The organism is Streptomyces yaizuensis (assembly GCF_034961445.1).
Classification (GTDB): Bacteria; Actinomycetota; Actinomycetes; order Streptomycetales; family Streptomycetaceae; genus Streptomyces; species Streptomyces yaizuensis.
Genome location: NZ_BSBI01000017.1, coordinates 94,743 through 108,845, shown reverse-complemented (window position 1 = coordinate 108,845; position 14,103 = coordinate 94,743). Strand labels below are relative to the sequence as shown.

Below are 14,103 nucleotides of genomic sequence, written 5' to 3'. Positions count from 1 at the left end.
GTCGCCGGTCGACTCAGCCGTCCCGGGACAGTCTGGCGCAGATCCACGGGTGTACGGCGGGGGCCGGTGCGCGTGTCACCGTCCCCCGTCGTACACCTACCGAAGCTGTGCGGGCGGTCAGGCCTGCTCGGCGTCCGCGGCGGGCGTCTCGGCCTCGGCGGCGGGGGCCTCGGCGACGGGCGCCTCAGCGGCGGGGGCCTCGGCCGGAGCCTCGGCGGCAGCCTCGGCCGGCTTCTCGTCGGCCTTCTTGTCGCCCTCGAGCAGGTCGCGCTCCCACTCGGCGAGGGGCTCGCCGGCGGCCTTGTCGCCCGGCTTGGAGTCACCGGTGGCGACGCCGGAACGGGCGATGAGGCCCTCGGCGACGGCGTCGGCGATCACGCGGGTGAGCAGGGTGACGGAGCGGATCGCGTCGTCGTTGCCCGGGATCTTGTAGTCGACCTCGTCGGGGTCGCAGTTGGTGTCGAGGATCGCGACGACCGGGATGTGGAGCTTGCGCGCCTCACCGACGGCGATGTGCTCCTTCTTGGTGTCGACGATCCAGACGGCGCTGGGGACCTTCTGCATCTCGCGGATGCCGCCGAGGGTCTTCTCCAGCTTGGCCTTCTCGCGGGAGAGGACCAGCAGCTCCTTCTTGGTGAGGCCGGAGGCGGCCACGTCCTCGAAGTCGATCTGCTCAAGCTCCTTGAGGCGCTGGAGGCGCTTGTAGACCGTGGAGAAGTTGGTCAGCATGCCGCCGAGCCAGCGCTGGTTCACGTACGGCATGCCGACGCGGGCCGCCTGCTCGGCGATGGCCTCCTGCGCCTGCTTCTTCGTACCGACGAACATGATGGAGCCGCCGTGGGCGACGGTCTCCTTGACGAACTCGTAGGCGCGGTCGATGTACGACAGCGACTGGAGCAGGTCGATGATGTAGATGCCGTTGCGCTCGGTGAAGATGAAGCGCTTCATCTTCGGGTTCCAGCGACGGGTCTGGTGACCGAAGTGGACGCCGCTCTCCAGCAGCTCCCGCATCGTGACGACGGCCATGGCCGTATCTCCTTGGATTCTCGGTTGTGTCCTGACGCCCCGACGCGCCGTGCCACAGAGGACCGAGGAGCGCGGCCACCACGCCCGAAAGGGCGAACGGTGGCGGGGCGTGCGAAGTCGACCCGGGTGACCCGGGCCGCCAGAAGAAGTGTACGGGACCGTCACGGCTGCGGGTGACGGCGATGTCCACAAGCGACCGCTTGTCCACAGAACGCGGCCATGATCCGCCCGCGGGCGCTCGGGTGGTGCACGGTCGGTGCCATGGAACGAACATCCGGCAGGGGGCCGCTCACGCCCGCCCTGCTCGCGTTACTGACCGCCCTGCTCGTGTCCGCCGCCCTCGTCGGCCAGGGGTACGGGGCGGTGGACGGGGTCGCATGGCCCACCGGGGCCGTCGCCGGGGCGCCGCCGGGGGCGGGAGCCGGGGATCACGGGCGGAGCTGGCCGGTGGGTCCACCGGGACCGCGGGTGGTGCGCGGCTGGGAGCCGCCCTCGTCGCCGTACGGGCCGGGGCACCGCGGGGTCGATCTCGCCGCGCCACCGGGGACGCAGGTCCGGGCGGCCGCGGCCGGCCGGATCGCCTTCGCGGGCCCGGTGGGGGGCCGCGGCGTGCTGACGGTGACCCTCACCGGCCCCGCGGCCGAACACGGGGGACGGGGCGGGGGCGGGGGTGGGGGTAGGGGCGGGGGAGGGGGAGGGGGCGGGGGAACAGACGGTCCGGCCGGTGGACCCGAAGCGCCCGGCATCGGCGGGGCGGGGGCCGCTGGAGCGGGGGCCGATCCACCGCTGCGGATCACGTACGAGCCGGTCGTCCCGTTGCACCCGGTCGGGGTACGGGTGGCCGCCGGGGAGCCGGTGGCCCGGGTCGCCCCCGGCCCATCGCACTGCGCCACGGGCTGTCTGCACTGGGGGCTGCTGCGCGGCCGGGAGTATCTCGACCCGCTGTCGCTGCTCCCGCCGGAGCTGCGGCGGCGCGGCCCCTCCCGGCTGCTCCCGCTCTCCGGCACCGCCACGGTGCCGAAGGAGCCGGCCCCGGGCCCGCCGGCCTCAGGCCAGGACGCCCCGGAGCGCCATGGAGACGGCCGCGTCGGCGATGACCCCGGGATCCTCGGCGGCGCCCAGCTCGATCCGCCGGACGGCGGCGTCCACCACGCCCTGGAGGAGCATGGCGGCCAGCCGGGGCTGCTCGTGTCCCAGCTCGGCCAGGGCCTCGACGATCATGGCGATGAGCCCGCCGTGGGCGGCCCGGATCTTCTCCCGGGCCCCGGCGTCCAGCTCGCTCGCGGATATGGCGACGACCGCGCGGTGCCGGCGGTCCCCCACCAGCTCCAGCTGCCGCCGCACATACGCCTCGACCGTGGCGTCGGCGGTGTCCGCCCGCTCCATCGCCGACTGGACCTCGGCGGCCCAGACGGGGAAGTCGACGGCACACAGCTCCTCGACCACGGCCGCCCGTGACCGGAAGTACTCGTACACCGAGGACCGGGCCAGGCCGGTGCGCTCGGCGAGGGCGGGGAAGGTCAGCGCCTCCGTGCCGCCCTCGGACAGGAGGGAACGCGCGGCGTCGAGCAGGGCGTCGCGCTGCATGGTCCGGTGCTCGGCCACGGAGGCCGCTCGAATCCTGGGCACGTTCCCACTTTACGGATGCCCACCCGGGCCCGGCCATGGTTCGCAGGTCATCGTCCGACGTCGGCGAGTTTGGCACGCAGCTGGAGCACCGACTTGGTGTGGATCTGACTGACCCTGCTCTCGGTGACACCGAGGACATTGCCGATCTCGGCGAGGGTCAGGCCCTCGTAGTAATAGAGGGTGACGACGGTCTTCTCGCGGTCCGGGAGGGTGTTGATGGCACGGGCCAGCAGCCGGCGCAGCTCGCGGCCCTCGGCGACCTCCACCGGGTCGTCGGCGGCGGTGTCCTCCAAAGTGTCCATCAGGCTGAGCCGGTCGCCGCCTTCGCCGCCGACGTGCAGCAGCTCCTCCAGGGCGACGACGTTGGCGAGGGACAACTGACTGAAGACCGCGTGCAGTTCCTCCACCGCGATGCCCATCTCGGCGGCCACCTCGCCCTCCGACGGCGTCCGCCGGAGCTGGGCCTCCAGGGTGGCGTAGGCGCGCTCCACGGCCCTCGCCTTCTGCCGGACCGAGCGCGGGATCCAGTCCAGCGCCCGCAGTTCGTCGATCATCGCGCCACGGATCCGGGTGATCGCGTACGTCTCGAACTTGATCGACCGCTCGATGTCGAACTTCTCGATGGCGTCGATCAGGCCGAAGACCCCGGAGGAGACGAAGTCAGCCTGCTCCACATTGGGCGGCAGCCCGACGCTCACCCGTCCCGCCACGTACTTCACCAGCGGCGAGTAGTGCAGGATCAGCTGCTCGCGCAGCCGCTCGTCCCCGTTGGCCTTGTACGCGCGCCACAGCTCTTCGAGCGAGGTGGGAGCGGGGGGACGCACGGCGCCAGGGGCAGCGGGGGGCGCTGCCGCGCGATCAGACCCGGAGGTGTGCTGGGGCATGCGTTGCCTTGAGCCGTTCTACCGTGAGGGAGGTCGGGGAGGGAGCGGACAGACGTCTGGGCCATGGGAGGGTGAGCGTAGCGTGACGAAGCGGTCGCTGTGGGCGAAGGTCCGGCGAACACCCCGGTACGGGGATATCACCGCGGCCCTCTCCCGCGCACCGGGGCGGGCGGGCCCGCCGGGGGTCGCCCGGGTCCGCTCACCCGCCGTACGAAGGGTGCAGAAGCCACCTTTTCACCCGGATGCCCCAGACGGGTGGCTGACTCACCGGGAACGGCCGCGATAAATCGCTTGAAGTGTCAACTGCCAGTTGTCGCCGCACCGTTCGACGAACCCCAGCGCGTGCAGCTCGTACAGCTTGCCGAGCGTGTCGTCCGTGGTCGCCCCCGTGGCCCGGGCGAGTCGTGCGACGGGGACCGGCCCACGGGCGGGCAGGGTGTCCAGGAGCCGTCGGCCGAGCGGATCGAGGAGGTCCCGGGGGAGCACCGGGCCCCGGCGACGCGGGGCGAGGTCCCCCATCTCCCCGACGAGTTCGGCGACTTCCGCGGCGTCGGTGACCAGGACCGCGCCCTCGCGCAGGAGTTCGTGGACCCCGGCCGAGAGCGCGCTGGTGGCCGGGCCCGGTACGCCCATGACCGGGCGGGACAGCCGCTGGGCGCAGCGCGCGGTGACCAGGGCGCCGCTGCGGTGGGCGGCCTCCACCACGACGGTGCCCCGGGTGAGGGCGGCGATCACCCGGTTGCGGAGGACGAACCGGGGCGCGGTGGGGTGCTCGCCCGGGGGCAATTCCGCGACGATCAGACCCTGTTCGCCGATGCGGGCCAGTAACTCCGTGTGGCCGCGGGGGTAGGCCACGTCCACCCCGCAGGCGAGTACCGCGACGGTGGCCCCGCCCGCCGCGAGCGCGCCCCGGTGCGCGGAACCGTCGACGCCGTAGGCGCCTCCCGAGATCACGATCCACCCCCGCTCCGCGAGCCCGGAGCCGAGCACCCCGGCCATGTGGGCGCCGTAGGGCGTGCAGGCGCGGGCGCCGACGACCGCGACCGAGCGCAGGGCCCAGGCCCGCAGCCCGGGCCGGCCCCGGACCCAGAGGCCGATGGGGGCCGCGTCACCGAGGGCGTCCAGCTGGGTGGGCCACTCGGCGTCGCCCGGACAGATGAACCGGCCTCCCACGGCGGTGACGGCGGCGAGATCGCGTCGCGGGTCGGCCGTGGCCGCGCGGGCGCGCCACCGTGCGAGCCGCCGCGCCCCGGCGCCCGGCAACCGCTGCTCGGCTTCCGGCGCGGTCAGCCGCGCCAGCAGCTCCCGCGCGCCCATCTCGCGCAGCCATTGCCCACCGCGCTCGTCACCCGGCTCCACGACCCGGGTCAGCGCCATCCGCGCCATCCGCTCCCCCTCGTCCACCCCGGCCCCCGCGTCCGTGCTCCCGCCCATGGCGCTCTCCCCTTCCGCTCTCACTTCTCCGGTCCCGCTTCTCCGGTTTCTTCTCCCGGGCCGGCCCCGGACCGGAGGGACGGAACCCGGCCCGGGTCGGGCACCCGTCCGCCGGGGTGGCCGCCCACCCCCACCGGCGGGGCGCAGGTCACCTCTCGGACGGTGCCGCTGCTCCCCGGGGGACTCCCGTACGGAGTTCGAGGGCGAGGGCCACGTCCTGGGCGTTCGGGCGCTCGTGGGCCGCGAGGTCCGCGATGGTCCAGGCGACGCGGAGGACGCGGTCGAGGCCGCGGGCGGTGAGCAGGCCCCGCTCCAGGTCCCGTTCGGCGGCGGCGAGCGCACCCGGCGCCAGGGGCCAGCGGGTCCGCAGCTCGTGGCCCGGCACCTCGCTGTTGACGGCCCAGGGGGTGTCCCGCAGCCGGTCGGCGGCGCGCTCGCGGGCCGCGCGGACCCGGGAGGCGACCAGGGCCGAGGGCTCGCCCCCGCCGCACCCCAGGAGATCCGCCCGGTGCACGGGCTCGACCCGGACCCGCAGATCCACCCGGTCCAGCAGCGGCCCGGAGAGCCGGGCCTGATACCGGCGGACCACCGCCGGCGGGCATTCGCACCCGCCGCCCGGCAGTCCGTGCCGACCGCACGGACACGGATTCGCCGCGAGGACGAGCAGAAAGCGGGCCGGAAGCCGGACCACTCCCCCGCTGCGGGCCACCACGACATACCCCGACTCCAGGGGCTGCCGCAGGGCGTCCAGCGCCTTGGAGGTGAATTCGGGGCCTTCGTCCAGAAAAAGCACACCTCGATGGGCGAGGGAGACCGCTCCGGGCCTGGGCAGCCCGTTCCCCCCGCCGACGAGGGACGGCATGGTGGCCGAGTGGTGCGGGGCGCAGTAGGGCGGGGTCCCGACCAGCGGCTGGCCCGGTGGCAGGATCCCCGCCACCGAGTGGACCGCCGTGACCTCCAGGGACTCCCGCCGGGTGAGCGCCGGCAGCACCCCCGGCAGCCGCTCCGCCAGCATGGTCTTGCCTGCTCCCGGTGGGCCGTGGAGCAAGAGGTGGTGCGCCCCTGCCGCCGCGACCTCCAGCGCCGTGCGGGCGGTGTGCTGGCCCGCCACATCGGCGAGGTCCGGTCCCCCGGGTGCGGCCGCCGGGGCCAGGGCCAGGCCCGTGCCGACACCGGCGCCGGGGACGGTCAGCCCGGCGAGCATGGGGTCGGGGCTCCCCTCCGGCAGCGGTGGCTCGTCCGGGACCGGCTCGTCGGTGAGGACGGCGATCAGCTGCCGCAGGCTGCGCACCCCGAGGACCGAGACCCCGGGCACCAGCGCCGCCTCCGCCGCGGTCTGCTCGGGGACGACCACCTGCCGGTATCCGGCCTCGGCCGCCGCGAGCACGGCGGGCAGCACCCCGCGCACCGGCCGCACCCGGCCGTCGAGCCCCAGCTCCCCGATGAGGACCAGATCGGCGATGACGGCCGGGTCGACCCGCTCGGCGGCGCCCAGCACCGCGCTGGCGACGGCGAGATCGAAACCACTTCCGCCCTTGGGCACCGACGCCGGGCTGAGCCCCACGGTCAGCTTCTTCTGCGGCCACTCGACGCCCGAGTTCACCAGGGCCGCCCGCACCCTGTCCCGGCTCTCCACGAGGCTCTTGTCCGGGAGGCCGACCAGGGTGAACGCGGCCACGCCCCGCTCCAGGTCGGCCTGGACCTCGACCACCACGCCCTCGACGCCCACCAGCGCCACCGAACACGTACGCGCGAACATCGTCAGGCCACCCCCCGGACGTGGTCGATCCGGGGCGTGCCCCGCCGGGGCAGGACCACTCCCACGAGATCGATCCGCACCCCGCCCACGGGCGGGCCGTGCCGCTCCAGCCAGCACTCCGCGAGATGGCGCAGCCGCGCCGCCTTGGCGGGGGTGAGGGCCGCCATCGGATCCTCGAACCGGACGGTTCTGCGGGTCTTGACCTCGCAGACGACGAGTGTGTCGCCGTCCCGGGCGACGATGTCGATCTCCCCCGCGCGGCCGTACCGCCAGTTCCTCGCCAGGACCGTCATTCCGGCGCGGATCAGCAGCCGCGCCGCCAGATCCTCGCCGTACCGCCCCAGTGCCCCCGTCGCGTTCATTCGGTACCACCTCCGGTACCGACGATGACGGGTCACCCCCCGCCCGGGTGGATCTCTGTGGAGAACGTCCCGGTTGTGGACAACTCAGCCACCCGGAAGTTCGAGATCGCTCTTGCTCAGCTCCTCGATGTTCACATCCTTGAAGGTGAGCACGCGGACCTGCTTGACGAACCTGGCCGGCCGATACATGTCCCAGACCCAGGCGTCCGCCATCGTCACCTCGAAGAAGACCTCACCCTGTACGGAGTGGACCTGCATCTCGTAGTCATTGGTGAGATAGAAGCGGCGCTCGGTCTCGATCACGTATTTGAACAGCCCGACGACGTCGCGGTACTCCCGGTAGAGCTTCAGCTCCATCTCGGTCTCGTACTTTTCGAGGTCCTCGGCGCTCATGGCATGTCCCCTTCAGCCGTGCGTCCCCCCTCAGGTGCGCCGGTCTCCCTGCCCCTGAACGATCTCGGGAGCCAGGACGACAGGCATGGTCGGAGGGCCCTCGTCGAGCAGTGTGCGCAGCAGCCCGGCGAGTTTGGTCGGGTACACCGTCTCACGCGCGGACGACAGTTCGGCGGAAGTCCACCACCTCAGCCCGCGGACACTGCGCCGCTCCAGCTCGGTGAGGTCGCCGAGGGCCGCGTCGGTACGGTCCGTACGGGCCAGGAAGTACCACTCGTCCTGGTTCCAGCGGCGGCCGTCGAAGGGGAAGGAGCAGATCCGCCGCCACACCACAGGACCCAGCTCCACTGCGGTGATCCCGGTCTCCTCCGCCAGCTCCCGCAGGGCGGCCTCGGCCCGGGTCTCGGTGCCCTCCACTCCGCCGCCCGGGGTGAACCACCAGTCGTCCGAGGGGTCCTTTGGGTCGAAGCCGTGCATCAGCAGAATGCGGTCGCGCCGATCGAGCAGCACCACCCGGGCGACCGCCCTCAGCTCCCCCGCCGGCAGCCCCGGAGGCAGACTCGGAGGCCGCTCCGGCCCTCCTGACCTCCCCTGACACCCCTCGGACGCCGCCGGCCCCGACGCGCCCGGATCACCGCCTCCCGACACCGCTGACCGCCCTTCCGCCCCGCGTCCCCCGCGTCCCCCGCTCGCCCCCGGACAGCCTGCGCGTGAGGGGCCCATGCGCCGCACCCGCCACGATCAGCACCGCCCCGGCCGCGATCGACAGGGTGATCAGCCGGATCGGCCCCGGCTGTGAGACACCCCCGGGCAGGGCGGCGAACCCCTCGGGCCGCTCGATCATTCCGCCCCTCAGCGGCCACGCGAACGCGTCCAGCCGCCCCTTGACCGTCGAGCGCGGCACCGAGCCCCTGCCCACGTCCGCCAGGTGCGCCCGGGAGTCCAGCGACCCCAGCCGCTCGTCGCCGAGCAGGAAGAGATGCCCCTCGGGGACCTTCGCCGTGAAGGCGTCCGGCGACCCCCCTGCGGCGGAGGCGGAGAGATAGGGCTCGTCGACGGCACGGCCGCCGACGGTGAGCCGGCCGTCCTCCCCGCAGCAGGCCACGGTGTCGCCGCCGATCCCGACCACCCGTTTGAGCATCGGCCCGCCGCCCCATCCCGGGTCCTCGAAGACCACGATGTCCCCGCGCCGGGCCGCGTCGCCGTCGATCCGCTCCGCCAGCACCCGGTCGCCGGGCCGCACCGTCGGCGCCATCGAGTCCGTCGGTACGGTGTACGGCTGGTAGACCAGCGCGCCCCAGCCGAAACCCCCGAGGAACAGCAGACAGCCGACGGCCACGGCCAGCCCCGACAGCACCCTGCCGAGACGGCCGTGGCCGCCCTTCGTCCCGTCCGATCCCATCCCGCGCTCCCACCCCTCACCGACGTGGCGCCGGGCCTGTGTGCGAAGGGCCCGGCGAGCCCGATCCGGGACGGAACCCTACCGGGCGGTATCGCCCACGGTCAGCCGCTTCCGCCGCCACAGGACGATGGGCAACGCGCCCAGGGCTCCCATGGCCAGCGGGGCGGAGGAGACGGCGACGGACGCCGCCGCGTTCAGCCCCGGCTGATCGAAGGTGTTCGGTACGGAGAGCGTCGACCAGCGGTCGACCGGCCAGGCCACGACCACGGCACGGCCCACGACCTTGTCGACCGGGACGAACCCGCCGTTGGTGTCCTCCATGTGGTAGCGGGAGTCACGCGAGTTCTGCCGGTGGTCGCCCATGACCCAGAGCCGGTCCTTCGGCACCGTGAACGGGCCGAACGGCTGGTCGTCGCACGCGCTGTTGCCCGGGAAGACGTAGTCGCTCTCGTCGAGCGTCTTCCCATTGACCTTGACCGGGCCGCCCTTGCGGCACTCCACGGTGTCACCCTCCACCGCGATCACCCGCTTGATCAGGTCCTTCTCCTCGGCGGACGGCATCAGTCCGATGAAGCTGAGGAACTTTTGCAGGGCGTTGGGGTCGGGGGTGGGCTCACCCTCCAGCCAGCCGCCCGGGTCGTGGAAGACCACGACCTCGCCGCGCTCGGGCTCGGAGCCGAACCACGGCGTCAGCTTGTCGACCAGGACCCGGTCCCCGCGCTGGAGCGTGTTCTGCATCGAATCCGAGGGGATCGAGAACGCCTGCACCAGAAATGTCTTGATCAGCAGCGCCAGGACCAGCGCGATACCGATCAGCAGCGGCAGTTCCTTCCAGAAGGACCGCTGCCCCTTGCGCCGCTCACCTCCGTCGGAGGTGTCGTCAACGGAATCCTCACCCGCCGGGGGGATCCCGGACGGATCATCGCCCGTCACGGCCGCAGGGGACTCGGCGGGCTCCCCCGGCCTGTCCTCCGGCTGATCGTGTCCGGACCGTGCGCCGACCGCCACGTCCCCCACATCCACTCCTCACTCCGTGCGAACCGCCTGCCCCGAAGAAGAAGCAGGCCCACTACTCCCATAACGAGCGGGAGTTCCGCAAGGCTCGGGAGCAGGACCATTCCGTCGCGGTCCTGGGAGGACACACTATGCGACGACCCCGGCGCCGCGGTCGAGCCCGCGCCGCCGCCGGCGGTGGCTCCGTCCGGTACGGAGGCGTACGTCCGCGGCTCCTCCAGCCGCCGCCAGTGCCCCAGGGGCCAGGCGATCACCACGGCCCGGCCGACGACCTGCTGCTCCGGCACGGTCCCCTGGTCGTCCTCGGCGAGATGGAAACGGGAGTCGGCGGAGTTCGACCGGTGGTCGCCCATGACGAAGAGGCGGCCCGCGGGGACCGTGACCTCGAAGCCGACGGTCGAGGGGGCGTTCCCCGGCTTCAGATAGGGCTCGTCCAGGGGGACGCCGTTGACACTGACCCGGCCGTCCTCCCCGCAGCAGGTCACCGTGTCACCGCCGACGGCGATCACCCGTTTGATCAGATCCCGCTCACCGGCGGAGGGCAGCAGTCCGATGAAGGTGAGCGCCTGCTTCACCTGTTTGACGACGACCGGGTCGCCACCTGTGGTGGAGGCGTTCTCCGCCTGGAGCCAGCCGCCGGGGTCCTTGAAGACCACCACGTCCCCGCGCTCCGGCCGGCCGCCGAACCACGGCGTCAGCTTGTCGACCAGGACCCGGTCCTGGACCCGGATGGTCTCCTCCATCGAACCGGACGGAATGACGAACGCCTGCACCAGAAACGTCTTGAGCAGCAGGGCGATCGCCAGGGCCACCCCGACCATCAGCGGGATCTCCCGCAGGGCGGTGCGCCGGCGGCGGCGTTCGACCCGGCGGGCGAGCCGGCGCCGCTCGGCCCGGCCGGGCAGCGGACGGCTCCCGTCCACGGGTCTGCTCCCGGTGGGGAGCCGGGTGTCCGCCCGGTGGCCGGCTCCCCGGCGACCGGGGGCCCGGTGGCCGGTGGCCCGCCGGCCCGTGACCCGGTGGCCGGGAACGCACCGGGCCCGGCGCCGGCTACCCATGCGCTCCCCCGGGCTCCGGGCCCGCGGCCCCGGCGTGCCCTGCGGCCGGGGCGTCCGGGACCCGGGCGAAGACGTCGCCCCGTTCCACCGAGGACCACCGGCCCACCGGCCAGCCGATCCAGTCCACCCGTCCCACGACGCGCTCCACCGGGACCATGCCGCCGCCGGGCGAGCCGAGGAGGTCGCGGGAGTCGCGGGAGTCGGAGCGGTGGTCGCCCATCACCCACAGCCGGCCCGGGGGGACCACGATGTCGAAGGGCACCTCGGAGGGGGCGTCACCGGGCCGGAGGTACGAGCGCTCGTCCAGCGCGACCCCGTTCACACTCATCCGGCCGCTCCGGTCGCAGCAGACCACCCGGTCGCCGCCGACGCCCACCACCCGCTTGACGAAGTCGCTCTCCCCGGAGTCCATGAGTCCGACGGCGGCCAGCACGCCCTTGGCGGCCCCGCTCACCGGGTTCTCCTCGGCCGTCCCGCTGTGGACGAACGACTCCTCGCCGTCGAAGACGATCAGGTCGCCGCGCCGGGGCGGGGAGTCGTCCCCGTACGCCAGCTTGTTGACCAGGACGCGGTCGCCGGTCCGCAGCGTGGGCTCCATGGATCCGCTGGGGATCTGGAAGGGCTGCACCACGAAACGGCTGAAGAGCAGGACACCGAGGGTGACGACCACGGCCTGGAGCAGCAGCCCGCGCCAGGAGGCCGGGCGGCCGCCGCGCCACCACGAGCGACGCCCGACATGGCGCTCGCGACCGGGCTCGGCACCGGGCTCGCCACCGGGCTCCGCGGCCGGTGCACCGCCCCGGACGCCGGACCCGTCCGCACCGGCGGAGCCCACCGGACCGACAGGGCCGCCGGGGCCCTCCGGGGCGTCCTCGCCGCCGGGACCGGAGTGGGATGCGCGCTCGGTGTTCATCGCTGTGGTGTCCATACGAGGGCGAAGCCTAGCGGCCCCGACCGGACGCCCGGACCGCCGGAACGCCCGTACCCGCCGCCACCCGGACAGGGATCGCACAGCTGCGGACACCTTCACCCGAAGGAGTGAGAAGGGGGTAAAGCGACGAGCCGCCGCTCGGAGAGCGACGGCTCGTGACATCGGCGCGCGAGGCGCCCGGACAACCTCAGTTGTCGCGCTTCTCCTTGATCTTCGCGGCCTTGCCGCGCAGCTCACGGAGGTAGTACAGCTTGGCGCGGCGGACGTCACCACGGGTGACGAGCTCGATCTTCTCGAAGATCGGGCTGTGCACCGGGAAGGTCCGCTCGACACCGACGGAGAAGGACACCTTGCGGACCGTGAAGGTCTCGCTGACGCCCGCACCCTGGCGGCGGATGACGACACCCTTGAACTGCTGGATACGGGAGCGGTTGCCCTCGATGACGCGAACGTGGACGTTCACGGTGTCACCGGGACGGAAGGCCGGGACGTCGGTCCGCAGCGAGGCGGAGTTGACGGCGTCGAGCACGTGCGTCATGTTCGTCTGCTTTCTTCACCGATGCCACAGGTCATCAGCGGGAGAGGGGGTGAAGTTCTGGGGCCGGTACATCGGAGCGGGCGTCGTGTCCCCCTGTGGCAGGGGCGCACGCCGGACGTACGGCAGCGGCCTATTCTTCCACGGCACCGGGCCTGCGCCAAAATCGGCCCCCGGGCTCGGGGGCCCAGCCCAGGATCGACAGGGTCTCCCGGTCCTTCTTGTCGAAGGCCGAGGGGTCGCAGCGCTCGATCAGATCCGGCCGGTTCTCCGCCGTACGGCGGAACGCCTCGTCCCGCCGCCAGCGGGCGATCTTCCCGTGGTGACCGCTGGTGAGCACCGGCGGGATGCCGCGCCCGCGCCACACGGGCGGCTTGGTGTAGACGGGCCCTTCGAGCAGATTGGCCATGGCGCCCGGGGCGAAGGAGTCGTCCCGGTGGGACTCGGCGTTGCCCAGCACCCCCGGCAGCAGCCGGGCCACGGCCTCGGTGATCACCAGCACCGCGGCCTCGCCGCCCGCCAGGACGTAGTCGCCGATGGAGACCTCGTACACCGGCATCCGGGTGGCGTACTCGTCCATGACCCGGCGGTCGATGCCCTCGTACCGGGCCGGGGTGAAGACCAGCCAGGGCCGCGCCGACAGCTCGACGGCGAGTTCCTGGGTGAAGGGGCGGCCGCTGGGGGTGGGCACCACCAGCGCCGGGCCGTGCGCGCCCGCCTCGTACCCGTCGGCGAGGACCGCGTCGAGCGCGTCACCCCAGGGCTCGGTCTTCATGACCATGCCGGGGCCGCCGCCGTAGGGGGTGTCGTCGACGGTGTTGTGCCGGTCGTACGTCCAGTCGCGCAGATCGCTCACCCGGACGTCGAGGACGCCCCGGGCGCGGGCCTTGCCGACGAGGGAGACGTTCAGCGGCTCCAGGTACTCGGGGAAGATCGTGAGGACGTCGAGCCGCATCAGGCGTCGTCCCGCTCGCCGGACCGCTCGGCGGCCGCTTCCCCGGCCCCGTCCGCGGCGGCGTCCCGCGCGGAGGCGATCTCGGCCCGGTCGTCGATCAGCCCCGGCGGCGGGTCGATCACGGCGCGCTGCTCCGTCAGGTCGATGGAGGTGACGATCGCCTCCACGAACGGGATCATCACCTCGGTGCCGTCCGGCCGCTCCACGATGAACAGGTCCTGCGAGGCCAGATGGCTGATCTCGATGATCCGCCCGACCTCGGTCCCGTCCACGGTGACGACGTCCAGGTCCATGAGCTGGTGGTCGTAGTACTCGTCGGCGCCCCCGGGCAGCTCCTCGGGGTCCACGTCGGCGATGAGCAGGGTCTCGCGCAGCGCCTCCGCGCCGTTGCGGTCCCGTACGCCGACGAACCGCAGCAGCAGCCGGCCGCTGTGCACCCGGCCGGTCTCGATCGTCAGCGGCCCCCTGGCGGCGGGGTCGGTGTGCAGCACGGCGCCGGGGCCGAGTCGCCGCTCCGGCTCGTCCGTGCGGACCTCCACACTGACCTCGCCCTTGACCCCATGGGCCCGGCCGATCCGGCCGACTACCAACTGCACGGTGCTCTCTCTTCTGTCATCACGGCGACTGTGTCATCACGGCGACTGTGCCGGGCCGCACCCGGTTGCCGAAGGGGTACGGGGGCGGTACGACTACGGGCCGGGGACGGCCGGATGGCCCTCCC

14 protein-coding genes and 2 pseudogenes are annotated in these 14,103 nt (G+C 73.2%); 1 reads left to right on the top strand and 15 read right to left on the bottom strand.

All coding sequences use genetic code 11. From position 1 onward, the window contains the following. Positions 1-117 precede the first annotated feature (117 nt). A complete protein-coding gene (gene rpsB, locus SYYSPA8_RS32315; RefSeq protein ID WP_323450963.1) occupies positions 118-1,026 on the bottom strand; it encodes a 30S ribosomal protein S2 in 909 nt (302 codons plus the stop codon). Positions 1,027-1,287: 261 nt separating this feature from the next. On the opposite strand from rpsB, the pseudogene SYYSPA8_RS32310 reads away from it, so the two are divergent. Continuing rightward, a pseudogene (locus SYYSPA8_RS32310) lies at positions 1,288-2,067 on the top strand (hypothetical protein); the annotation flags it as partial. 6 nt (positions 2,068-2,073) lie between these two features. Here the strand turns inward: SYYSPA8_RS32310 and SYYSPA8_RS32305 are convergent. The 14 genes and pseudogenes from SYYSPA8_RS32305 to rimM all read right to left on the bottom strand — a co-directional run bounded on the left by SYYSPA8_RS32305 (position 2,074) and on the right by rimM (position 13,978). Beyond that, positions 2,074-2,631, bottom strand: a complete 558-nt coding sequence (locus SYYSPA8_RS32305) for a TetR/AcrR family transcriptional regulator (protein WP_323451040.1) — start codon at positions 2,629-2,631, stop codon at positions 2,074-2,076. A 71-nt stretch (positions 2,632-2,702) separates the two neighbouring features. Continuing rightward, positions 2,703-3,539 carry an RNA polymerase sigma factor WhiG gene (gene whiG, locus SYYSPA8_RS32300; protein ID WP_323450962.1) on the bottom strand — a complete coding sequence of 279 codons (837 nt, stop codon included), beginning with the start codon at positions 3,537-3,539 and terminating at the stop codon, positions 2,703-2,705. 264 nt (positions 3,540-3,803) lie between these two features. Next, the gene (gene dprA / locus SYYSPA8_RS32295) at positions 3,804-4,973 is read right to left on the bottom strand and encodes a DNA-processing protein DprA (protein WP_323450961.1); all 1,170 of its coding nucleotides are present in this window, start codon (positions 4,971-4,973) and stop codon (positions 3,804-3,806) included. 148 nt (positions 4,974-5,121) lie between these two features. Continuing rightward, positions 5,122-6,732 carry a YifB family Mg chelatase-like AAA ATPase gene (locus SYYSPA8_RS32290; protein WP_323450960.1) on the bottom strand — a complete coding sequence of 537 codons (1,611 nt, stop codon included), beginning with the start codon at positions 6,730-6,732 and terminating at the stop codon, positions 5,122-5,124. A 2-nt stretch (positions 6,733-6,734) separates the two neighbouring features. Beyond that, complete coding sequence (locus SYYSPA8_RS32285; RefSeq protein ID WP_323450959.1) at positions 6,735-7,094, bottom strand: YraN family protein; 360 nt, start codon at positions 7,092-7,094, stop codon at positions 6,735-6,737. An 84-nt stretch (positions 7,095-7,178) separates the two neighbouring features. Further along, positions 7,179-7,487, bottom strand: a complete 309-nt coding sequence (locus tag SYYSPA8_RS32280; RefSeq protein ID WP_003962020.1) for a DUF2469 domain-containing protein — start codon at positions 7,485-7,487, stop codon at positions 7,179-7,181. A gap of 30 nt (positions 7,488-7,517) precedes the next feature. Continuing rightward, positions 7,518-8,045 (bottom strand): NUDIX hydrolase, encoded by a 528-nt coding sequence (locus tag SYYSPA8_RS32275; RefSeq protein WP_323451039.1) that lies wholly within the window; start codon positions 8,043-8,045, stop codon positions 7,518-7,520. Positions 8,046-8,118: 73 nt separating this feature from the next. Beyond that, positions 8,119-8,889 (bottom strand): signal peptidase I, encoded by a 771-nt coding sequence (lepB, locus tag SYYSPA8_RS32270; protein ID WP_323450958.1) that lies wholly within the window; start codon positions 8,887-8,889, stop codon positions 8,119-8,121. A 78-nt stretch (positions 8,890-8,967) separates the two neighbouring features. After that, positions 8,968-9,897, bottom strand: coding sequence for a signal peptidase I (gene lepB, locus SYYSPA8_RS32265; RefSeq protein ID WP_323451038.1), 930 nt, complete (start codon positions 9,895-9,897; stop codon positions 8,968-8,970). Further along, positions 9,809-10,961: pseudogene (gene lepB / locus SYYSPA8_RS32260) on the bottom strand (signal peptidase I). The gene lepB (SYYSPA8_RS32265) and the pseudogene lepB (SYYSPA8_RS32260) overlap by 89 nt, the downstream one beginning before the upstream one ends. Then, positions 10,954-11,889: a signal peptidase I gene (gene lepB / locus SYYSPA8_RS32255; RefSeq protein ID WP_323450957.1), complete on the bottom strand. Its 936-nt coding sequence runs from the start codon at positions 11,887-11,889 to the stop codon at positions 10,954-10,956. Before lepB (SYYSPA8_RS32255) ends, lepB (SYYSPA8_RS32260) begins: the two are co-directional and overlap by 8 nt. Before the next feature lie 190 nt (positions 11,890-12,079). Further along, positions 12,080-12,430: a 50S ribosomal protein L19 gene (gene rplS, locus SYYSPA8_RS32250; RefSeq protein ID WP_323450956.1), complete on the bottom strand. Its 351-nt coding sequence runs from the start codon at positions 12,428-12,430 to the stop codon at positions 12,080-12,082. Between the two features lie 130 nt (positions 12,431-12,560). Next, positions 12,561-13,382, bottom strand: a complete 822-nt coding sequence (gene trmD, locus SYYSPA8_RS32245) for a tRNA (guanosine(37)-N1)-methyltransferase TrmD (protein WP_323450955.1) — start codon at positions 13,380-13,382, stop codon at positions 12,561-12,563. Further along, the gene (gene rimM / locus SYYSPA8_RS32240; protein ID WP_323450954.1) at positions 13,382-13,978 is read right to left on the bottom strand and encodes a ribosome maturation factor RimM; all 597 of its coding nucleotides are present in this window, start codon (positions 13,976-13,978) and stop codon (positions 13,382-13,384) included. Before rimM ends, trmD begins: the two co-directional genes overlap by 1 nt. Positions 13,979-14,103 lie beyond the last annotated feature (125 nt).